General features: G+C 61.4%; 19 protein-coding genes and 1 tRNA gene. 6 read left to right on the forward strand and 14 right to left on the reverse strand.

What is annotated here, in order from left to right; translation table 11 throughout:
* Nucleotides 1-5: 5 nt before the first annotated feature.
* From GOW72_RS13380 to GOW72_RS13390, 3 genes are all read right to left on the reverse strand, one after another.
* Complete coding sequence (locus GOW72_RS13380; protein ID WP_170367156.1) at nucleotides 6-437, reverse strand: universal stress protein; 432 nt, start codon at nucleotides 435-437, stop codon at nucleotides 6-8.
* A complete protein-coding gene (locus GOW72_RS13385; protein ID WP_170367157.1) occupies nucleotides 434-3,043 on the reverse strand; it encodes a TRAP transporter permease in 2,610 nt (869 codons plus the stop codon). The genes GOW72_RS13380 and GOW72_RS13385 overlap by 4 nt, the downstream gene beginning before the upstream one ends.
* Nucleotides 3,044-3,154: 111 nt before the next feature.
* Complete coding sequence (locus tag GOW72_RS13390; RefSeq protein ID WP_170338481.1) at nucleotides 3,155-4,123, reverse strand: TAXI family TRAP transporter solute-binding subunit; 969 nt, start codon at nucleotides 4,121-4,123, stop codon at nucleotides 3,155-3,157.
* A gap of 473 nt (nucleotides 4,124-4,596) precedes the next feature.
* Between GOW72_RS13390 and GOW72_RS13395 the strand changes: the two genes are divergently transcribed.
* Nucleotides 4,597-5,586: a hypothetical protein gene (locus tag GOW72_RS13395; protein WP_170367158.1), complete on the forward strand. Its 990-nt coding sequence runs from the start codon at nucleotides 4,597-4,599 to the stop codon at nucleotides 5,584-5,586.
* 23 nt (nucleotides 5,587-5,609) lie between these two features.
* On the opposite strand, the gene GOW72_RS13400 is transcribed toward GOW72_RS13395, so the two are convergent.
* The 5 genes from GOW72_RS13400 to GOW72_RS13420 all read right to left on the reverse strand — a co-directional run bounded on the left by GOW72_RS13400 (nucleotide 5,610) and on the right by GOW72_RS13420 (nucleotide 10,163).
* Complete coding sequence (locus GOW72_RS13400) at nucleotides 5,610-6,341, reverse strand: SDR family oxidoreductase (RefSeq protein WP_244952411.1); 732 nt, start codon at nucleotides 6,339-6,341, stop codon at nucleotides 5,610-5,612.
* A gap of 2 nt (nucleotides 6,342-6,343) precedes the next feature.
* Complete coding sequence (locus GOW72_RS13405) at nucleotides 6,344-7,669, reverse strand: FAD-binding oxidoreductase (protein ID WP_170367159.1); 1,326 nt, start codon at nucleotides 7,667-7,669, stop codon at nucleotides 6,344-6,346.
* Entirely contained in the window at nucleotides 7,666-8,088 is a 423-nt protein-coding gene (locus tag GOW72_RS13410; protein WP_170338477.1) for a GtrA family protein, read from the reverse strand. Before GOW72_RS13410 ends, GOW72_RS13405 begins: the two co-directional genes overlap by 4 nt.
* Nucleotides 8,085-9,503 (reverse strand): UbiA family prenyltransferase, encoded by a 1,419-nt coding sequence (locus tag GOW72_RS13415; RefSeq protein ID WP_170367160.1) that lies wholly within the window; start codon nucleotides 9,501-9,503, stop codon nucleotides 8,085-8,087. The genes GOW72_RS13410 and GOW72_RS13415 overlap by 4 nt, the downstream gene beginning before the upstream one ends.
* 574 nt (nucleotides 9,504-10,077) lie before the next feature.
* Nucleotides 10,078-10,163: transfer RNA gene (locus GOW72_RS13420), tRNA-Leu, on the reverse strand.
* A 143-nt stretch (nucleotides 10,164-10,306) separates the two neighbouring features.
* Here GOW72_RS13420 and GOW72_RS13425 point away from each other — a divergent pair.
* Together GOW72_RS13425 and GOW72_RS13430 are read left to right on the forward strand one after the other, a co-directional pair.
* Nucleotides 10,307-10,885, forward strand: a complete 579-nt coding sequence (locus tag GOW72_RS13425; protein WP_093962156.1) for a YqaA family protein — start codon at nucleotides 10,307-10,309, stop codon at nucleotides 10,883-10,885.
* Entirely contained in the window at nucleotides 10,882-11,346 is a 465-nt protein-coding gene (locus GOW72_RS13430) for a disulfide bond formation protein B (RefSeq protein WP_170359121.1), read from the forward strand. Before GOW72_RS13425 ends, GOW72_RS13430 begins: the two co-directional genes overlap by 4 nt.
* 2 nt (nucleotides 11,347-11,348) lie before the next feature.
* Here the strand turns inward: GOW72_RS13430 and GOW72_RS13435 are convergent, their stop codons facing one another.
* Nucleotides 11,349-11,936: an HNH endonuclease gene (locus GOW72_RS13435; protein ID WP_093962158.1), complete on the reverse strand. Its 588-nt coding sequence runs from the start codon at nucleotides 11,934-11,936 to the stop codon at nucleotides 11,349-11,351.
* Between the two features lie 213 nt (nucleotides 11,937-12,149).
* On the opposite strand from GOW72_RS13435, the gene GOW72_RS13440 reads away from it, so the two are divergent.
* Nucleotides 12,150-12,755 (forward strand): pseudouridine synthase, encoded by a 606-nt coding sequence (locus GOW72_RS13440; protein ID WP_170367161.1) that lies wholly within the window; start codon nucleotides 12,150-12,152, stop codon nucleotides 12,753-12,755.
* A gap of 31 nt (nucleotides 12,756-12,786) precedes the next feature.
* Nucleotides 12,787-13,212 carry a VOC family protein gene (locus GOW72_RS13445; RefSeq protein ID WP_170363403.1) on the forward strand — a complete coding sequence of 142 codons (426 nt, stop codon included), beginning with the start codon at nucleotides 12,787-12,789 and terminating at the stop codon, nucleotides 13,210-13,212.
* 10 nt (nucleotides 13,213-13,222) lie between these two features.
* Here the strand turns inward: GOW72_RS13445 and GOW72_RS13450 are convergent, their stop codons facing one another.
* Nucleotides 13,223-13,888: an alpha/beta hydrolase gene (locus GOW72_RS13450; protein WP_170367162.1), complete on the reverse strand. Its 666-nt coding sequence runs from the start codon at nucleotides 13,886-13,888 to the stop codon at nucleotides 13,223-13,225.
* Nucleotides 13,885-14,517, reverse strand: a complete 633-nt coding sequence (locus tag GOW72_RS13455) for a DNA-3-methyladenine glycosylase family protein (RefSeq protein ID WP_170359113.1) — start codon at nucleotides 14,515-14,517, stop codon at nucleotides 13,885-13,887. The genes GOW72_RS13450 and GOW72_RS13455 overlap by 4 nt, the downstream gene beginning before the upstream one ends.
* A gap of 97 nt (nucleotides 14,518-14,614) precedes the next feature.
* Here GOW72_RS13455 and GOW72_RS13460 point away from each other — a divergent pair, with 97 nt between their 5' ends.
* Complete coding sequence (locus GOW72_RS13460; RefSeq protein WP_170367163.1) at nucleotides 14,615-15,841, forward strand: MFS transporter; 1,227 nt, start codon at nucleotides 14,615-14,617, stop codon at nucleotides 15,839-15,841.
* Here GOW72_RS13460 and GOW72_RS13465 read toward each other — a convergent pair whose 3' ends face one another.
* From GOW72_RS13465 to cysS, 3 genes are read right to left on the reverse strand one after another with little or no spacing between them, the layout of a single operon-like run.
* Nucleotides 15,842-16,618 (reverse strand): squalene/phytoene synthase family protein, encoded by a 777-nt coding sequence (locus tag GOW72_RS13465; RefSeq protein WP_170367208.1) that lies wholly within the window; start codon nucleotides 16,616-16,618, stop codon nucleotides 15,842-15,844.
* Between the two features lie 2 nt (nucleotides 16,619-16,620).
* Nucleotides 16,621-18,255, reverse strand: coding sequence for a citramalate synthase (gene cimA, locus GOW72_RS13470; protein WP_170367164.1), 1,635 nt, complete (start codon nucleotides 18,253-18,255; stop codon nucleotides 16,621-16,623).
* Nucleotides 18,252-19,652: a cysteine--tRNA ligase gene (cysS, locus tag GOW72_RS13475; protein WP_170367165.1), complete on the reverse strand. Its 1,401-nt coding sequence runs from the start codon at nucleotides 19,650-19,652 to the stop codon at nucleotides 18,252-18,254. The genes cimA and cysS overlap by 4 nt, the downstream gene beginning before the upstream one ends.
* Nucleotides 19,653-19,908: the final 256 nt, after the last annotated feature.

Here is a 19,908-nt window from a genome sequence, read left to right on the forward strand (position 1 = left end):
GGGACTTAGCGGACCACGTAGACCGAGACGTTCGAGTGGCGCACCACTCGCGCCGCGTTCGGCCCCAGCAGGTAGTCCTTGAAATCCGGCTTGTGCGCACCAATCACGATCAAATCGCTGCCGGCGCTTTCGGCGGTCTTCAGGATCTCCTGATAGGCCGTGCCGGTTGCAACGACATGGCGGATCGTGGCGTTGCGCTCCGACCCGATCGCATCGACACACAGCTCAACCAGCTTGTCATGCGCTTCGTGCTGCGCCTTGTCGTGGAAGTCGGGCCGGAAAAAGCCGGACACCCAGCTTTCACCGAAATCCGGCAGAACGGTCACCACGTCCAGCTGCGCCCCGTCGAGATCGGCCAGTTTCGCGGCAATTTTCAGGACAGGAGCATCGATATTGCCGTTGCTGATATCAACGGCGCACAGGACGGACTTTGTCATGCGGGCACCTCTTGTCTGGCGGCACGGCCGCGTTGCAGGAAGGCGATCAACCCCAGCAGCAGCATGGCCGGGATATAGATCAACTGTTTTGGCGGCTGGCTGACCGGAAGATCGGCGGATGCGATACGCACCGGCTCGTCCGCGTAATAGTCGAAATTGGCTAGGTCATCGGCGATGGGCGAGCCGAACATAGGTTCGTCCATCTTCACCAGGCCATCTTCCTCGATCAGCAAAAAGCCCATGGCATCAACACGCGCCGCACCATCGGGTTCGGCCCCCACCGTGACGACGACCGTCGTCTCGGTCATGTTGCCGGTGTCGAAATCCGGACCACTGACCACCACCCGCACGTCGGTGCCGGGTTCAGCCTCACCAATGGCCTGCACGAATCCGGCCGGCTCGACCTCGAGGTGCGAGGGCGAGATGCGATCCATGAAATAGTCCGGCCGGAACAGCGCGAAGGCGATCGCAATCAGCGCAACGCTTTCGTAGATGCGGCTGTGGGTCAGGAAGTAGCCCATCGTTCCGGCCGTGAACACGAGGATCGCAATCGTGGCGAATATGGCCACTATGATCCCCTCAACCCAAGTGACATCGATCAGCAGCAGGTCGGTGTTGAAAATGAACACGAAAGGCAGCGCCACGGTACGCAGGCTGTAGAAGAACGCAGTGAAGCCGGTCTTGATCGCGTCACCGCCCGATACGGCGGCCGCAGCAAAGCTGGCCAGACCCACAGGAGGCGTCACGTCGGCCATGATGCCGAAGTAGAACACGAACAGGTGCACCGCGATCAGCGGCACGATCAGGCCGCTTTGCGCGCCCAGTTCGACCACAACGCCCGCCATCAGCGAGCTGACGACGATATAGTTTGCCGTGGTCGGCAGACCCATGCCCAGGATCAGGCTGAGCAGCCCGACCATCACCAGCATCAGGATCAGATTGCCGCCGGACAGGAACTCGACCAGATCGGCCATCACCTGCCCCACACCGGTCAGGGTCACGGTGCCGACGATCACGCCTGCCGTGGCCGTGGCCAGCGCAATGCCGATCATATTGCGCGCGCCGTCGATCAGGCCCTGCCACAGATCGGCAACCCCATCGACAAAGGAGTTTGCCAGATTGCTCTGCCCCCGGAAGATCGCCTTGAGCGGTTTCTGCGTCAGCAGGATCACGAACAGCAGCGCGGTCGCCCAGAAGGCCGACAGACCCGGCGACTTCTGTTCGATCATAAGGAAGTAGACCAGAACGATGATCGGCAGCAGGTAATGCAGGCCGGCCTTGTAGATCTCGGAGATCACCGGCAGCTTCACTTCGGTCGCGTTCGGGTCATCGGGCTCAAGGTCGGGAACCTGAGCCGCCAGGTACAGCAGAGCAACATAGACGGCGCACACCGCCAGGCTCAGGATCAGACCAGCGCTGGACGGCGCCCAGCTTGTGACAGCATCCACCGGGAACTGCGAACCATAGCAGAGCCCCGCAAACACCAGGAAGAACATCAGCATCCCCACGACCGTCCGCGCCAGATGCACGTCGCGGTCGCCCAGAGTGGGCATGTTCCGCTTCACGGCCTCGAGATGGACGATGTAGACCAGCGCAATGTAGGAAATCGCCGCCGGAAGGAAGGCGTGGGTGATGACCTCGACATACGAGATGCCCACGTACTCCACCATCAGGAAGGCGGCGGCGCCCATCACGGGCGGCATGATCTGGCCGTTGACCGAACTTGCAACCTCGACCGAGCCGGCCTGCTCGCTGGTAAAGCCTACGCGCTTCATCAGCGGGATGGTGAAGGTGCCGGTGGTGACGACGTTGGCGATGGACGAGCCCGAAATCAGGCCGGTTGCGGCCGAACCGACAACGGCGGCTTTGGCCGGACCGCCGCGCAGGTGACCCAGCGCGCCGAAGGCCATCTTGATGAAGTAATTCCCTGCCCCGGCCTTATCCAGCAAAGCGCCGAACAGAACGAAGAGGAACACGAATTTCGTCGAAACACCCAAGGCGATGCCGAACACACCCTCGGACGTGATCCACATGTGGCTCATCGCCTTTTTCAGGCTAGCGCCTTTCCAGCGGATCACCTCGGGCACCCACTCGGACGAGCCGAAGAACACATAGGCCAGGAAGATCGTCGCAATGATCGCCATGGCGGGGCCAAGCGCGCGCCGCGCGGCTTCGAACAGCAGGATCAAGCCACCGAGGGCGATCCACTTGTCGACATCATCCGCCAGACCGCCCGCATTGACGATCTTGTCATAGAAGAAATAGCCGTAAAGGGCAACACCGGCCCCCAGTACACCCATGATCCAATCCTGGATCGGAATATAGTTTCGCGGACTGGATTTAAGCGCTGGATAAGCCGCGAAGGCCAGGAACATCGCGAAGGCCAAATGAAACTGACGCGCGTTGTTCACAACGCTGCCGGGCAGCACATAGTTGGCAATCGGTGACGCCAGAACGACTTGAAAGATCGACCAGATCGCGGCCACGATCGCCAGGAACAAGCCGACATTGCCAGCCGGGTCCCGCGCCCCCGCATCCGAGGATGCGACCAGTTCCTGTAGTTCTTCTTCGGATAACGGACGATTGCCCTGTTGATCAGCGCTCATCAAATGTCTCCCCGTCCAACGGCCGGTTTCCGGCGCAGTTTTGGTATTACCGGCCTCTCACCGGTGAAAACGAGGCGCGAACAGCGCCTCGTTTCTGGACTTGAAGGTGGATTACTGGATCCAGCCTTTTTCTTTGTAGTACTTCTCGGCGCCCGGATGCAGCGGAGCCGACAGACCGTCCTTGATCATTTCCTCAGGCTTGAGGTTGGCGAAGGCCGGGTGCAGCTTTTTGAAGTCGTCGAAGTTCTCGAAGACCGAGCTGACAACCGCGTACACCGCATCGTCAGACACGTTTGCCGAAGTCACGAAGGTCGCGCCCACACCGAAGGTCTGGGTGTCAGCGTCCGAACCGCGATACATGCCGCCGGGGATGGTGGCCGTACGGTAGAACGAGTTGTCGGCAACCAGCTTGTCAACGGCTTCGCCGCTGACGTTCACCAGAACCGAGTCGCACGCAGTGGTGGCTTCCTGGATCGAACCGGACGGGTGGCCGACGGTGTAGACCATCGCATCGATTTGGTTGTCACACAGCGCGGCCGACTGTTCGGCGGCCTTCAGCTCAGTTGCCAGTTCGAAGTCATCCGTGGTCCAGCCCAGGGCTTCCATCAGAACTTCCATGGTGCCGCGCTGACCCGAACCGGGGTTGCCGATGTTGACGCGCTTGCCCTTCAGGTCTTCGAAGTTCTTGATGCCGGAATCGGCACGGGCCACCACCGTAAACGGCTCGGGGTGGACAGAGAATACGGCGCGCAGCTCTTCGAACGGGCCGTTTTCCTCGAATTTCGACGTGCCGTTGTAAGCATGGTACTGCCAGTCGGACTGGGCCACACCGAATTCCAGCTCGCCTTCGCGAATGGTGTTGATGTTGTAGACCGATCCACCCGTCGATTCGACCGAGCAACGCACGCCATGTTCTTTGCGGCCCTTGTTCACCAGACGGCAGATCGCGCCACCGGTGGGATAGTACACGCCGGTCACACCGCCGGTGCCGATGGTGATGAATTCTTCGGCATAAGCCGCCGGAGCCATGAGGGCAGCGGTCACGACCGCGCCGAGGCTGAGCTTGCTTTTCTTGATCATTTAGGAACTCCCAAGATTCTTATTGTGGACGGAAGACAGGCCAAAGGCCCCTTGTCCGGGGGACGAGCCATTATGACAATCCGCATGAGCAGGCAACGGATGAGCTCAAATTTTCCCGAATTCTCCCAACAGTCACGATGGTTTGTTGCCCGTACCGCTGTTGTCAAGCGTTATGCGCCCGACCCCGGCGCCGGGACGCACATATGACGTAGAACCCGAAAATTTCCCCGGCTTGACCCCGCAACTATGGGTGTCGCACCGTGTTGACCGGTCCGCGGCGCGTCAAGTATGATCTATCAGGTCGCTGAGTTCGAAGATTTTTTGTTTTCTGACAATCGGTTATTTGTTTTTTCCTGTTCGTGTGAGTTCACAGCGTGATTGGTTATTCTTCTTTGCAAAGCAAATCGTCATCAATCAGCGAGTTCCGCTGGCATTTGTTTCTGGCGCTGGTCTTTACGGTCGCCGCCGGAGAGATGTTTTTCGACACATATCGCGTCGTTTACTTCGGCGCGGTCTCTTTCGACGACTATTCCCACTACCTGCTGTATCTTCTGGATGAAGAGCGTGGCCGCGTTCCCCCTTCGCCGCATGTTTACCGCATAGGCTCGGTCATACTTGCGCTGCCGTTCTACAATCTGCCGTTCGTGTCACTGTCTACCGGGTCAGGAGAAGTCTTTCTTCCTGACAGCGTTGCCGACGCCAAGGCTCTGGCCGCGATGTGTGCCGCCAACGTCTTCTACCTGGTCCTGACGGCGCTTCTGGTTTACGCCTATTTGCTGCGGCGTGTTGGAACCACTGCGCAATGGGCATTCATCGGCGCCGCGTCAGTTCTGTTTCTGGGGCAGTTTCTGGCGCTGGAAGGCAATGACGGCATATCGGTCTTTCCATTGACGGTGGCCCTTTTGTTGGCTGCCGAGAAGAAATGGAAGTGGTTTGTTCTTACCGTGTTTCTTGGCGCGTTCATCAATGAAAAGATCATCATCGTGACGCTGCTGATCTTTGGTCTGCGCGCATTGGCAATAATGTCCTCGCGCAGCGACGAGGCCAAGGTCACGGCCGCCCTGTTTTGCCTGTTCGTTGGATTTCTGGTTGTCATTACCGCATTTCCGTTTCCGGGCGTGAACGACAATCAGAGAGATATTGGGCAATTCATCTCCAGCGCGCTGTCCACTTTAAAAGGCAGCACAAGTGTCAAAGGACTGTATCTGAACGTCTGGCCGTTGTTGGTTCTGACCGCCTGCTGGTGGATTGCCGTGACTGGTCAAGCTGCAAATCGGGTCCTGCGCCGGACGGACGTTTTGGCGCTGCTGGCGTTTTTCTCGCTCATCGCCATGTTGAACGTACAGTTCAATATCGGTCGGCTGGTCATGTACTTCATGCCGTTTTTTGTCGTGGGCTGCATTCAGGCCCTCGCAGCCAGCGACAACTCGCGCGCGACTTCGTCTAAAGACGGCAATGAGTGACGAGGCCACCCGGCAACGCGAGGTCAGATGCTGAGCTTCTTGAACACCGGCTCGGGGATGTTTCGGATGATCGCCATGATCAATTGCCAAATCGGCTTAACGTAGATCACGTTCCGACCGCGCTCGACCGCCCGGGCCGTTGCGGCGGCAACTTCGGACGGCTGCGCCGTCAGACGCTCGGGCAAGTCCATTCCTTCGGTCATTTGTGTGTCGACGAATCCCGGAAGAACCGTCACGACATGCACGCCTTTCTTGGCGAGCCGGTTGCGCAAGCCGGACAGAAAAGCAGTCAGGCCGGCCTTGGCCGATCCGTAAACATAGTTGGTCGCCCGGCCCCGATCACCGGCCACGGAACTGACACCCACAATCGTACCCGATCCGCGCTCTTCAAACCGGTTGGCAAACGCTCCGAGGATCTGAGCCGGCCCTTCGAAGTTGCTGCGCATCACCAGAGAAGCCGCGGCAGCGTCCCCTTCATTCTCGGTCTGCTCGCCCATGTACCCGACAACGCACACGACGATCCCCGGCAAATCAGGCAACGCATCGATGAACCCATCGAAGCTGCCGGTTTCCAGAACGTCGAACTCGTGCAACGTTGCCCCGACACCATAGCGCAGTTCGATATCGGCCTTGTCGGCCTCGAGCGTCTCAGCATTCCGGGCGGCCAGCTGGACCGGGTGCCCCCGCTCGGCAAACTCATGAGCGATGGCCTTGCCGATATCCGACCGGGCACCAAGAACGAGAACGTGTTCCATTGTCATATTTCAAGCCTTTCTGACTGGGCCGAGCGGAACCGGTCCCGCCACCCATTGACGTTGCGCGCCTCGCGGAATCGGGTCACGCGATCGTCTGATCTGTTCAAAGTATTGGCCGACATTCTGCTGTCTTTGGCCAGGTAGAACCGTCCACCATGTTCCAGGGTGATCCGATCCAGCTTGTCCATGAGAATGAGCGTTTTGTCGGAAATCGGGAAATCAAGCGCCAGCGTGTATCCCTCCATGGGGAAGGAAAACGGACTGTCCTGCGGGCCGAACCGTTTCAGCACGGACAGAAACGAACCCATGCCCTTGCCAGCGATAGCTTGCAAAAGCTCGGTCAGACCGGCGCGTGAACGGTGGATAGGCAACGCGCATTGAAACTGGGCAAAGCCGCTACGACCGTAGATACGGTTCCATCCCAATATGGCGTCCAGCGGATAAAAGAACGTATCCCAGTTCACCAGCTTGGTGTCGCCGTTTCGAACCCCCATCCAATAGTAACCGGCGTTGAATGCCCGAACCGTATGGCGGTTCAAGGCAAACGACGGCAGATCCATCGGCACGGATTTTTTGCGCTTGGTCGGGCAGATCAGGGGTTGCCTGGCATACCGCCCCGGCAGGTCCGAGACCGCAGCGTGTTCTCCCAGCATCACCAGAGACCGCCCCAGGTTTCGGCCTGTGGACAAGCAGTCGATCCACGCGACCGAGTATGTTGCATCCTGTGCGGCCTCGAATGCATTCATCGCATCCTGAAGGCTGGGTGCGGCTATGGTCTTTTGCTTGATCCAACCTGTCTCGACCGGCTGCAACCGAACCGCGGCCCGTACGATGATCCCGGTAAGGCCCATGCCGCCCAAGGTGTGGTCGAACAATGCGCTGTTCGAGGCGCGGCTGCATCGGGTGATTTCCCCATCATCGCCCATCACCTCAACCCATTCGACACAGTGGCGGAAACTACCGACACGGTGGTGGTTTTTGCCATGAACATCTGCGGCGATGGCGCCGCCGATCGTGACGAATTTGGTGCCCGGTGTAACGATCGGAAACCAACCCCGGGGCAGAAACGCTGCGATCACGTCGCCCAGCAGAACCCCCGCCTCGGCAACCAGCACTCCGGTCTGGTTGTCGAAGGACACCATCCTGTTCAGATGCCGGGTGTGTACGGTTGTCGTGCGCCCAATTGCGCTGTCCCCGTAGGCGCGTCCATTGCCGCGCGCGATCACATCGGGTCCCTCCCGCACGACCGATCGAAGGCTTTCGACGCTGCGCGGCGCGATCACGCTGGTCTCAAGAACGGGGTACCTGCCCCAGCCGGAAAGCCTCATGCCCGCGCCTCCGCCGAGCCGGTGTTGAATACGAAGCGCTTATCGAGATGGTACTTTATCACGTAACCCACTGTCAGCCCGATAACCGCGCCAACCTCCCTCATGAGATCGGTTTTCCAAACCACCCAAAAGGCCGTCTCGGTACCCCAAAAAATTGCGGTGGTGACCACACCCATCGCCGTATACAGCGAAAATTTCTGACCATGGGCCTTCAGTCCCGTCTGCCGGTCATAGAAAATCCAGTGCTTGTCGAGGGTGTACTTGACCACAAGGCCGACCAGAGTACCCGCAAACACTGCAGCCGCGAAGTACCAGCCACCCTCGCCAAGCGACAGGACTGCGCGCTGCGCGGCCAGGTTCAAGGCCATCGCCACGATGGCAAAGGCGGAATAGCGCAGAATCAATCCCTGAACCGTCACGGCATTGACCCCGCGACGACGAACAGCAAAATTATGGCAAAGCAAAGCAGGCTGACCGGGTCCTTGGCCGCGTAGATCACGGGATCATCGTGCATGTTGCCACGATGCGTAATCATGACGGTCCGGGTGATCCAGAACAGCAGAACAGCACACACGCCCCACAGGGCCTGCGGGTAGGAGTAGAGCTGCACCACCGCCGGCGAGCTGACGTAGAGTGCCATCACCAGAACGGCGACATAACCCGCGCTGACGGCGATCATGGAGATAATCGGAAGGTCATCCACGTGATAGCCGCGCCCGGTTGCCGACAGTTTACCGCGTGCCGCATAGTCCACCAACTCGGCCTGCCTTTTGACCGCCGCAAGCGACAGGAACAGAAACATCGAAAATGCCAGGAGCCAGACTGAAAGCTCCAACCCTGTGGCCGCTCCACCCGCCACGATCCGGGTCGTGTAAAGGCCGGCCAAGACACAGATGTCGATGACCAACTGGCGCTTAAGATACAATGAGTACCCGGTCGTCAGTGCATAATACGCCACCATCACCAGGAAAAACTCCAGCCCGACCGTGGCTGCAATGACCGAGCCTGAAATCAGCAAACCGGCAGCCATCCACGTTCCGGACGAAATCGGAATGCTGCCCGAAGCAAACGGCCGCGCGCGTTTGCGCGGATGCGCCCGATCTGCTGCAAGGTCCAGCAAGTCATTCAGAACATAGACACTGGATGCGATCAGGCTGAACGATATGAAAGCCAGCAACGACAACCAAAACACCTGCCCCGTCAGTTGATGGGCCGCCAGCATCGGCAAAAAGACCAGCAGGTTCTTCATCCATTGATGCGGACGCAGCGCCTTGAGATAGGACCGGGCGGTCACTTCGTGTGTGTGCAGATGCTCGACCTTGGGTGCGACCGCTTCCGCTTGTTTCGCCAGTCCCAGCCCCGCGTTCACGGAAACCGCCAGATTGGCCCTTCGCCACACCGCCAGATCGGCGTGGGAATCGCCCATATAGGCGTATCCGCCCGGTCCAAAGCGTTCGTCCAGAAACTCGGCCTTGTTTTCACCTTTCAGGTTCAGCGACCCGTCGGAGCCATAAACCTCGTCAAAAATACCCAGATGGGCTCCGATGCTTTGGGCAATGCCTTCATCCGAGGCCGTCACAAGGGCGGTCTTGCCGCCATCAGCGCGCCATTTCTCGACGTACTCCACCACCTTGGGATCATAAGGCAACGAGGTGACGTCAATTTCGGCCTCTTCGGCCAGGTAACGTTTCAAAGAAGCGCGTCCACCCAACAGAGCCGCGGCGGAGTGAAACGGGCTGCGCCAGTTCCGTCCGAAAGCCGACCAAAAGCTTTCGTACAGCATGTCACTCTTCAAAAGAGTGCCATCCAGATCTACCACAAGGATTTTGCACATAAATCAACCAACTATAATCATTACCCGGGACGGGGAACTATGAGGTCCGTTATTGCAAAGCTCAAAAGGCATGGCAACTGCACAGCCGTGCCAGCCAACCCTTCTCGTCATAGCCTGCTTCGATATCACGTCAGTGCCTGTCACGGCTCTTTGTTTCACCAATTTCTATGGCCAAATGATGGCGTCACGGCCTGTCCCGGTGACGCTGTACCATAATCGCGTTCTTTCAAGTGTTTGACGGCTCTGCACCCAAAGCGGCCGTATTCATATTGCGCGAGCTTAAAGGATCACGTCACTCTGGAATGCGCCCACTTCAGCGCCCAGACACGCGCGGATACGCTGCCAGAGACACCGTGCAGCGGAGACACAGACGACCCTTGTTGTAGCTATAGTTGACGATCTGGAAACTCTACCGCCGCGCCCGATATTGCATCGAAGACGGTCCGGATCCCACTGTTCCGTGTACAGTTTCGTTGCACCAATTCGAGGCCGGATGCCCGTGCCGCAGTCAGCCGCACACGCGACAATTGACAGAGCAAATGCCCTGAACACTATAGCAAAACGGTTGCGGTGGTGGTGCCCAAGGAGAGACTCGAACTCTCACGCCCGTGAAGGCGGGGGATTTTGAATCCCCTGCGTCTACCATTCCGCCACTTGGGCCACGCGCATTGAATTACCGCCCATCTCGCCGAAGGTCCAGAGGCAAAAATCGGTCAATCGACGATCAGCCCGGGACAGATCGGTTGACGCCCCGTCGGACGCGTGGTTTGCCTCGTCATGACAAAGCTTGGGAACACGCGCTGATGCTGCAATCGCTTTATGATCGGACGATCCGACTGGCCGACCACCCGCACGCCCTGTGGGTGTTGGCATTTGTGGCATTCATCGAAAGCTCGGTCTTTCCGATTCCACCCGACGTGCTGATGATCCCTATGATTCTGGCCCGCCCATCGCGGGCATGGCTGATTGCCACCGTCGCGCTGGTGTTCTCGGTCCTGGGCGGGCTTTTGGGATACGCAATCGGCGCGTTTTTCTACGACAGCATCGGACAACCCATCCTCGAAGCGATGGGCAAGGGTCACGCGATGCAGGAATTCAACCAGCGGTTCAACGATTTCGGGTTCTGGGCCGTTCTGACCGCCGGTGTTACGCCTTTCCCGTACAAGGTCATCACGATCATGTCCGGTTGGACGGGAATGCCGCTGGGAACTTTCATCGCCACTTCGATTCTCGCCCGCGCTTTGCGGTTCTACATCGTCGCCGGGTTGCTTTGGGGCTTTGGCGAGCCTATCCGGGACTTCATCGAAAAGCGGCTTGGGCTGATGTTCACCTTGTTCATCATTCTTCTGATCGGCGGATTTCTGGTGGTGAAATACATATGACGCGGAAACGGACACTCATTTTGCTGGCCGCGGGTGGGTCTGCAGCATTGCTTCTTGCGGCTTGGGGGTTCCAATATCTGGGCGGCATGGCCCCGTGTAAATTGTGCATCTGGCAACGCTACCCGCATGGTGCGGCTGTGCTGCTCGGCGTGCTGGCTTTTGCATTTCCGGGCGTTCGCCTGCTGCCCCTCCTCGGCGCCGCCGCCGCCGCCGCCACGTCCGGCATCGGCGTCTATCACGCCGGGGTCGAGCGCGGCCTGTGGGAAGGTCCGTCCAGTTGCACATCGGGCAGTATCAGCGGCCTGTCCGCCGAGGAGTTGATGGAGCAGATCATGGCCGCCCCATTGGTGCGGTGCGATGATATCCCGTGGGAAATGTTTGGGCTGTCCATGGCTGGGTGGAACGCACTGCTGTCCGCAGGTCTGGTTCTGGTGTGGCTGGCCGCCTGGCGCGCGCGCTGACCCTACTGTGCGTCCAGTTCCGCATCCCAATACAGAAAGTCGATCCAGCTTTCGTGCAGGTGGTTCGGCGGAAATTTCCGTCCGATATTCTGCAGCATACTGGCGTCAGGCTGCCGAGGCGGCTTGCGCAGGCTCATCCCCGCCTGACGCAGCGATTTCGACCCCTTGCGCAGATTGCATGGGCTGCAGGCGGCCACCACGTTCTGCCAACTGGTGACGCCCCCTGCTGCACGCGGCACGACGTGGTCGAAAGTCAGTTCGCCCCGGCTGCCGCAGTACTGGCAGCGGAATTCATCCCTAAGAAATAAATTAAAGCGCGTGAAGGCCACGCGCTTTCTGGGTTTCACATAGTCTTTCAGGACAACAACCGACGGTATTCGGATCACCGTACTCGGGCTGCGGACCACTTCGTCATACTCGGCGACGATATCGACCCGGTCCAGCCAGGCGGCCTTTATCGCCTCCTGCCAGGGCCACAGCGACAGCGGATAGTAGGAAAGCGGGCGATAATCGGCGTTCAAAACCAATGCCGGATGGTGCTTGAGGGCACCTGGCTCCCTGACAAATTCGGTCCTGAAATCTCCGTCCATGGCTGAATCGCTCCTCGCTCTCGGCTGCCTGTATGGGACACCAGAGCGGGGAGCACCCGCCCCGGTCTTAACTTAACTATATATCGTGTTAAAACTCTGACAAGTCCTGTTTTTCCACAACATCTCGGTAACGGACTATTCTGAATCCGTAACAATCACGTGACAGTTATCCACAGCTTGCGCAGGTCCGGAACTGAGAGTATGGCGGAGCTCATGTCATGGTTCATCCGCTTCAACAAACCCTTTGACGTGCTGCCGCAGTTCACCGACCGGCAAAATGCCGACTCGCCCCGCAGCACCCTGTCGGATTTCATCGACCTGCCGGGGGTCTATCCGGCCGGGCGGCTGGACCGTGACAGCGAGGGGCTGATGCTGTTGACCGACAATGGGCGGCTGCAATCCCAGATCTCGGATCCCAAGCACAAAATGCCCAAAACCTATTGGGCCCAGATCGAGGGCATCCCGGATGCGGCTGCCATTCGGGCCCTGCGCGACGGGGTCGAGTTGAATGACGGCATGACCCGCCCAGCCAAGGCGCGGCTGATCGACGAACCCGAGGGTCTGTGGCCACGCACGCCCCCAATCCGCGAACGCAAGACGGTGTCGGATTGCTGGCTGGAACTGACCCTGCGCGAGGGGCGCAACCGGCAGGTGCGCCGCATGACGGCCGCCGTCGGCCACCCCACCCTGCGCCTGATCCGCGCCCGGATCGGAGACTGGACTCTGGACGATCTCGCCCCCGGCAGCTGGGACAGCCTGCCGATGCCCGTTCTGGAAACCGCACCCCAACGCAAGCGGGACCGGCGTCCGCGGCGGTGACTTTTTCGGCGCTGTCCGCTATCATGTTGCCATGAAAGTAGCAGCCGGAATCCCGTCGCCTTCGGGCATTCTCGAGGCCGCGCTGTATGTCGATGATCTGGACGCCGCCGAACGGTTCTATGGCGAGGTTCTGGGCCTGGAACGCATTCAGCGCGTCAAGGGCCGGCACGTGTTCTTCCGGGTCGGCGCCTCGGTGTTGCTGTTGTTCAACCCCGACCAGACAGAACAGCCCCCGACCAACCCCGGCCTGCCGGTGCCGCCACATGGCGCACGCGGTCCGGGCCATGTGTGCCTGATCCTGACGCGCGACCAGATCGCGTTGATGCGCAAGCATCTGCTGGACTGGAACGTCCCGGTCGAAGCCGAGTTTGACTGGCCCAACGGGGCACGATCGCTCTATGTGCGAGACCCGGCCGGAAATTCGGTGGAGTTTGCCGAGGGTCACCTGTGGGGGTGACCCTGCCGCGTCACAGGCTCAGCTTGTCGCGCATGAAGGCCAAGGCGACGCCCAGCCCGTCGGGCGCGATACCGTGGCCGGTGCCCTTCATGACATGAGCAAAGACCTCCTTGAAGCCTGCGCGCTGCAGGGCCTCGGCGGCCTCGGGCAGCGATTGCGGCGGCACCACGTCATCGGCATCTCCATGAACCAGCAGTACAGGCATCCGGCTGACCACCTCGTCGGCCAGCAGGTCCGGCTCCAGCAGGCGGCCCGAAAACGCGATCACGCCGGCCACCGGGTCTTCGCGGCGCGGGGCCACGTGCAGGCTCATCATGCTGCCTTGGGAAAAGCCGAACAGCACCACCTGCTCGGGCAGCACGTCCTCGTCCACCATCTGGGCATCGAGAAAGGCGTTGAAATCCTCGACCGCCATTTCCATGCCGCGCCGAGCCTCTTCCTCGGACGAGCCGTCGATCCACGGGATCGGAAACCACTGATACCCGTTGGGCATGCCGGGGATCTGCTCGGGCGCGTCGGGGGCCACGAACAGCGTGTCGGGCAGGTGTTCGCCCAGAACATCCGCAAGCCCCAGCAGATCGGCCCCGTTGGCGCCATAGCCGTGCACGAACACCACGACCGAGCGCGTGTCGCCCGAAACCGGCTCTTTGCGGAGCGCGTTCAAAACCCGTGTCATCTGATCCCTTCCCTATCCTTGGCCACGCGGTAATAGGCCCACAGAACCCGGGCTGCAACCGACCGCCACGGCGACCACGCCTCGGCCATTTGCCGCAGCGCCTTGTCGGTCGGCCGATCCGGCAGGCCGTACAGCATCCGTGCGGCCTCCTGCAGGGCCAGATCGCCGGGCGCGATCACATCCGCCCGCCCCAGCGAGAACATGGCATAGATCTCGGCCGTCCAGACCCCGATGCCCGGCACTTGCGTCAGGGTCGCAATGACCACGTCATCGGGTGCCTGGCGCAGGGCCTTGTAGTCGATCCGCGCATCGGCCAGCGCACGGGCATAGCGGATCTTCTGGCGGCTCAGCCCCACAGCGCGCAGCTCATCATCGGTGGCCCATTTGATCTTGCGCGGCCCGGTCAGGCCGGCCTGCTGCATCCGCCCCCAGATCGCGTTGGCCGAGGCCACGCTGACCTGCTGGCTGACGATGGCGCTGAGCAGTTGCGCGAAGCCGTCGGGCCGGCGGCGCAGGGGCAGCGGGCGGGTCAGTTCGATCGCGTGCGCCATGCGCGGACAGGCGTCAGACAGCCACTCGGCCCCTTCCGCAACGCATTCTGGTGTCTCGATAATTCGACCAACGGTCATGGCTGCTCCGGGTGGCGGTTCGGGGCGCAGGTTAGGCTGCTTTGTCGCATATGCAACCCGCTTGTATGTCCGCCGGTTCGCCGATACCCATTTGCGCATGACGATGACCAGCACCGCCCCCGACGATACCCGCGCCACGCGCAACGTTGCCGTTCTGGTGGCGGCGCAGGCGATTCTGGGCGCACAGATGCCGATGATCTTCATCGTCGGCGGATTGGCGGGCCAGTCGCTGGCCAGCAACGCCTGCCTCGCCACGCTGCCGATTTCGCTGATCGTTCTGGGGTCGATGCTGGCGGCCACGCCGGTCTCGGCCATCATGCAGCGCTGGGGCCGCCGCGCCGGGTTCCTCGTCGGCGCAACCGCCGGAGCGGTGGGCGGCGCCGTAGGAGCCTATGGCCTGTACCTAGGGTCGTTCCCCGTCTTTCTTGTCGGCAGCCTGCTGACCGGCATCTACATGAGCGCACATGGCTTCTATCGCTTTGCCGCCGCCGATACCGCGTCGGACGCATTCCGGCCCAAGGCGATCTCTTACGTCATGGCTGGCGGTCTGGCTGCGGCCATCATCGGGCCGCAGATCGTCAAACTGACCTCGCAGGCCTATGTCATTCCGTTTCTGGGCACCTATTTCGCGGTGATCGCGGTGAACGTCATCGGTTCGGTCCTGTTCCTGTTTCTGGACATACCGACACCCGACCGCCCATCGCAGGATGCACCCAAAGGCCGGTCGCGGCTCGAACTGCTTAAAACCCCGCGCATCGCCGTGGCCATCATCTGTGCCATGGTCTCATACGCGCTGATGAACCTTGTGATGACTTCGACGCCGCTGGCCGTTGTCGGCTGTGGCTTCTCCGAAGGTGATGCGGCGGATGTGGTCACCAGCCACGTTTTGGCGATGTACGTTCCCAGTTTCTTCACCGGCCATCTGATCGCCCGGTTCGGGGCCGAGAAGATGGTTGCCATCGGGTTGGCGATTTTGGGCGGCGCGGGTGTCGTCGCGCTGCAGGGCGTTGAGATCGGGAACTTCTTTCTGGCCCTCGTGCTGCTTGGCATCGGCTGGAACTTCGGCTTCATCGGTGCCACCAGCATGCTGGCGGCCGAGCACGATGTGCATGAACGCGGCCGCGTGCAGGGCCTGAACGACCTGCTGGTGTTCGGAGGCGTGACGATTGCGTCGCTGGCCTCGGGCGGATTGATGAACTGTTCTGGCGGGTCCCCGGTCGAGGGATGGACCGCCGTCAACCTGGCGATGGTGCCGTTGCTGACTTTGGCGGGCGGCGCGCTGCTGTGGCTGGTGCTCAGACCCCGCGAGGCCAAACTCTCCTGATCACCACCGACCGGTGGTCGCGGTCCAGATCAGTGACACGCGCCGTCGGATCTCGCCCACGTTCAGCGCACCAGCAGCGACCCGACCGGGCTCAGCCAGCACATGACGCAGGACGCGGTCTGCCTGCCAGCCGCCATAAAGCGCAGGGCGCGCCTGATCCGAAACATCGGCGCGACGCGCCCGGGCCGCGGCCATCCGGTCCAGCGCGCGCTCGGCCAATTGGCGCACCCCGTCCGGTGTCCCATCCAACAGGGGGACGCGCCCGCGGGCTTCAAGCTCGGGGATGGCGCGAAACCAGTTCGCCACACCGACCGCATAGCCAAAGTCGCGCAGGACCGTTTCGTCGGCGGCACCCAGGGCTTGCGCCGAGGCGACCATCAGCGAGCCCGCGCTGTGGGTCAGGTATGCCTCGAAGTGTTCCTTATCCTCGAACGGATCCCGGTAGATATCCCAACGCCTTACGGCCACATATTCATCCAGAATCGCCGCCAGATGCGGGGACAGGACGCGCGACAGGGGCGTGACCACCTCGTGCCGCCGCACCGTGGGTCCTTCAGCGATCTCCTGCAGCGCGTCGCGCCACCATTGCAGGCGCATTTCCGCGATCATCGGCTCTTGGGTGACCCACGGCGCGCGGGCGACCTCGATATTCATCGCATAGATGGGAAATAGCACAGCCCGCGCCTGAACCGGCGCCGCCATCGCGGCCATGAACCGATCAGGGTCGGCCCGGTGGACCAGCGCCGCGCAGGCCTTGACGTCGTCGTCGAAGGGCACGCTCACTCGGCCACCACCGATTGCGGGCTGCAATCGCGCACCAGCTTCCACTGGATCGCTTCCAGCAGCGCCTCGAACGAGGCATCGACGATGTTCGCGCTGACCCCAACCGTGGACCAACGCCGCCCCTGCCCGTCTTCGCTGTCAATGATGACGCGGGTCACCGCCTCGGTCCCGCCTTGGGTGATGCGCACCTTGAAGTCCACCAGGTGCATATCGTCCAGGATGGGCGAGTACTGCCCCAGATCCTTGGCCAGCGCCTTGGCCAGCGCGTTCACCGGGCCACGGTCGCTGCCGCTCTCGTCCATCGACTCACTGACCGACAACTTCTTCTCACCGTCCACCTTCACCACGACGACCGCCTCGGACAGGCTGACCATCTGGTTGTACTTGTTCTTGCGCCGCTCGACCGTGACCTTGTAGCGCTTGACCTCAAAGAATTGCGGCAGCTGGTCCAGTTCATCGCGGGCCAGCAGTTCGAAACTGGCCTGCGCGGTGTCATAGGAATACCCATCGGCCTCGCGCACCTTGATCCGTTCCAGGATGCGCCCCAGCGCCGGGTCGCCAGGCTCGACCTGCAACCCGGCCTCGGTCAGGCGTTTGCGCAGGTTCGACTGGCCCGCCTGGTTCGACATCGGAATGATCCGCGCATTGCCCACGGTGGCCGGATCGACATGTTCATAGGTCGAGGGGTCCTTGAGGATCGCGCTGGCATGCAGCCCGGCCTTGTGCGCAAAGGCCGAGGCGCCGACATAGGCCGCCTGTTTGCTGGGCACCCGGTTCAGGATGTCGTCCAGCATGCGGCTGATGCGGGTCAGACCGGTAAGCGCATCGCGGCTGACCCCGATCTCGAAGGTCGAGGCATAAGGCTCCTTCAACAGCAGCGTCGGGATCAGCGCGGTCAGGTTGGCGTTGCCGCACCGCTCACCCAGGCCGTTCAATGTGCCCTGGATCTGGCGGGCGCCGGCATCCACGGCCGCCAGAGAACAGGCCACGGCATTTTCGGTGTCGTTGTGGGTGTGGATGCCCAGCCGGTCGCCGGGAAAACCCGCCGCGATCAGCTCGGACACGATCCGCCCCACTTCGGCCGGCAGCGCGCCGCCATTGGTGTCGCACAACACCACCCAACGGGCACCGGCCTCCAGCGCAGCCTGGCAGACCCGCATGGCATAGGCGGGGTTGTCCTTGTAGCCGTCAAAGAAATGCTCGGCGTCGAACAACGCCTCGCGCCCCTGCGCCACGATATGCGCGACTGAGGCGCGGACGTTCTCGACATTTTCCTCCAGCGAGATCCCCAGCGCGTCGGTCACGTGATAGTCATGCGACTTTCCGACCAGACAGACCGCCCGCGTGCCGGCGTTCATGACGGCGGCCAGCACGTCGTCATTCTCGGCCGAGCGCCCGGCCCGCTTGGTCATGCCAAAGGCGGTCAGGCAGGCGCGCGTCTTGAGCGCGGCGTCAAAAAACGCGCTGTCGGTGGGGTTCGCACCGGGCCAGCCGCCTTCGATATAGTCCACCCCCAAAGCATCCAGCGCCTGCGCGATCTGGACCTTTTCGGCGGTCGAGAACTGAACGCCCTGCGTCTGCTGCCCGTCGCGCAGCGTGGTGTCATAGAGGTACAGGCGCTCTTTGGTCATTCCACGCCCTCCAGCCTGCTGGCATCAAAGCCAGCGCCGGGCACTAGTTCGACCCCGTCCTTGCTCATCCGCACTTCCAGACCAGCCGCCAGATAAGCGGCCTTCAACCGATCCACTTCCGAGAAATCCTTGGTCTGCATCGCCTCGGCCCGAACACGGGCCAGCCGGTCGGCATGGGCCGACAGATCCACGTCGTCGGTTTCGGCCCAGGCCCCCATGTCAGGCTCCAACAGGCCCAGGACCCGCGCACTGGCCAGCAAGGTCGCGGCGTCGCCGTCCGAGGCCAGACGATGCAGCTCGGCCAGGGCGCCCGCCGTGTTGAGGTCATCGGCAAGCGCCTCGATCACCTCGGGCGCCGCGCTGGGTGCGGGCTCGATGCCCGCAGTCAGCGCCCGCCACTTGCGCAACGTGGCCTCGGCCTCGCGCGCCTTCTTCTCGGTCCAGTCCATCGGCTTGCGATAGTGGGTCTGCAGAAAGACGAACCGGATCACCTCGCCCGGCACGCCCTGATCCAGCAGGTCATGCACGGTGAAGAAATTGCCCAGTGATTTGGACATCTTCTTGCCTTCGACCTGCAGCATCTCGTTATGCAGCCAATAGCGCGCAAATTCGCCGTGCGGATGGGCGCATTTGCTCTGGGCAATCTCGTTTTCGTGGTGCGGGAACATCAGGTCATTGCCGCCGCCATGGATGTCGAAACTCTCGCCCAGCAACTCATAGCTCATGGCCGAGCATTCGATGTGCCAGCCCGGACGCCCCCGGCCCCAGGGCGACTCCCAACCGGGCAGTTCATCGTCCGAAGGCTTCCACAGCACGAAATCCATCGGGTTCTTCTTATAGGGCGCCACCTCGACCCGCGCGCCTGCGATCATGTCGTCGACCGAACGGCCTGACAGCTTGCCATACTCGTCGCGCCAGCTGTCCACCGCGAACAGAACATGCCCCTCGGCCTCATAGGCGTGCCCCTTGGCGATCAGGTCCTCGATCATGGCGATCATCTGGTCGATATACCGCGTGGCCCGCGGCATCTGGTCGGGCTCCAGCGCCCCCAGCGCGCCCATGTCATGCAGGTACCAGCCGATCGTCTCGTCCGACCGCTCCTGCACCAACTGCTCGAGCGTTCCTTCGGCCCCGGCCCGCTTGCGCGCCAGGGCCGTCGCGTTGATCTTGTCATCGACGTCTGTGAAGTTGCGCACATAGGTCACATGCGCGGGCCCGTAGACGTGACGCAGCAGACGGTACAGCACGTCAAACACCACCACGGGCCGTGCATTGCCCAGATGCGCCCGGTCATACACGGTGGGACCACAGACATACATCCGCACGTTGTCGGGATCGATCGGAACGAAATCTTCCTTCGTCCGGGTCCGCGTGTTGTGCAGTTTGATCGTCGTCATGCGTCTGGCTCCTGGATACAGCAATAGCGTGCGCGTTGACGCGGGCTTAGCAACTTGTCTCAGGGAAGAAAACGAAAGAAACCGGCCCGCGTGAAAGTTCAGCAGGGAATGCAGCAGATAATGATGCAGGTCTTCCGGTTCATGGCCCATCGCATAACACGCCCGGTCCCGCGCGCCAAGACTTCTATTGCCGGCGGGGGAAGCTGATTGACAAATCACCGCGGCTCTGACCCATTCGGCGGACTTGCTGTAACGG

The sequence above is a fragment of the Ruegeria arenilitoris genome, from assembly GCF_013032855.1.
Classification (GTDB): Bacteria; Pseudomonadota; Alphaproteobacteria; order Rhodobacterales; family Rhodobacteraceae; genus Ruegeria; species Ruegeria arenilitoris.

What these genes read in the sequence shown, in the direction of transcription:
- GOW72_RS13380 (WP_170367156.1), bottom strand. Translation starts at nt 437, where the DNA reads ATGACAAAGTCCGTCCTGTGCGCCGTTGATATCAGCAACGGCAATATC.
- GOW72_RS13385 (WP_170367157.1), bottom strand. Translation starts at nt 3,043, where the DNA reads ATGAGCGCTGATCAACAGGGCAATCGTCCGTTATCCGAAGAAGAACTA.
- GOW72_RS13390 (WP_170338481.1), bottom strand. Translation starts at nt 4,123, where the DNA reads ATGATCAAGAAAAGCAAGCTCAGCCTCGGCGCGGTCGTGACCGCTGCC.
- GOW72_RS13395 (WP_170367158.1), top strand. Translation starts at nt 4,597, where the DNA reads ATGTTTTTCGACACATATCGCGTCGTTTACTTCGGCGCGGTCTCTTTC.
- GOW72_RS13400 (WP_244952411.1), bottom strand. Translation starts at nt 6,341, where the DNA reads ATGGAACACGTTCTCGTTCTTGGTGCCCGGTCGGATATCGGCAAGGCC.
- GOW72_RS13405 (WP_170367159.1), bottom strand. Translation starts at nt 7,669, where the DNA reads ATGAGGCTTTCCGGCTGGGGCAGGTACCCCGTTCTTGAGACCAGCGTG.
- GOW72_RS13415 (WP_170367160.1), bottom strand. Translation starts at nt 9,503, where the DNA reads ATGTGCAAAATCCTTGTGGTAGATCTGGATGGCACTCTTTTGAAGAGT.
- GOW72_RS13425 (WP_093962156.1), top strand. Translation starts at nt 10,307, where the DNA reads ATGCTGCAATCGCTTTATGATCGGACGATCCGACTGGCCGACCACCCG.
- GOW72_RS13430 (WP_170359121.1), top strand. Translation starts at nt 10,882, where the DNA reads ATGACGCGGAAACGGACACTCATTTTGCTGGCCGCGGGTGGGTCTGCA.
- GOW72_RS13435 (WP_093962158.1), bottom strand. Translation starts at nt 11,936, where the DNA reads ATGGACGGAGATTTCAGGACCGAATTTGTCAGGGAGCCAGGTGCCCTC.
- GOW72_RS13440 (WP_170367161.1), top strand. Translation starts at nt 12,150, where the DNA reads ATGTCATGGTTCATCCGCTTCAACAAACCCTTTGACGTGCTGCCGCAG.
- GOW72_RS13445 (WP_170363403.1), top strand. Translation starts at nt 12,787, where the DNA reads ATGAAAGTAGCAGCCGGAATCCCGTCGCCTTCGGGCATTCTCGAGGCC.
- GOW72_RS13450 (WP_170367162.1), bottom strand. Translation starts at nt 13,888, where the DNA reads ATGACACGGGTTTTGAACGCGCTCCGCAAAGAGCCGGTTTCGGGCGAC.
- GOW72_RS13455 (WP_170359113.1), bottom strand. Translation starts at nt 14,517, where the DNA reads ATGACCGTTGGTCGAATTATCGAGACACCAGAATGCGTTGCGGAAGGG.
- GOW72_RS13460 (WP_170367163.1), top strand. Translation starts at nt 14,615, where the DNA reads ATGACGATGACCAGCACCGCCCCCGACGATACCCGCGCCACGCGCAAC.
- cimA (WP_170367164.1), bottom strand. Translation starts at nt 18,255, where the DNA reads ATGACCAAAGAGCGCCTGTACCTCTATGACACCACGCTGCGCGACGGG.
- cysS (WP_170367165.1), bottom strand. Translation starts at nt 19,652, where the DNA reads ATGACGACGATCAAACTGCACAACACGCGGACCCGGACGAAGGAAGAT.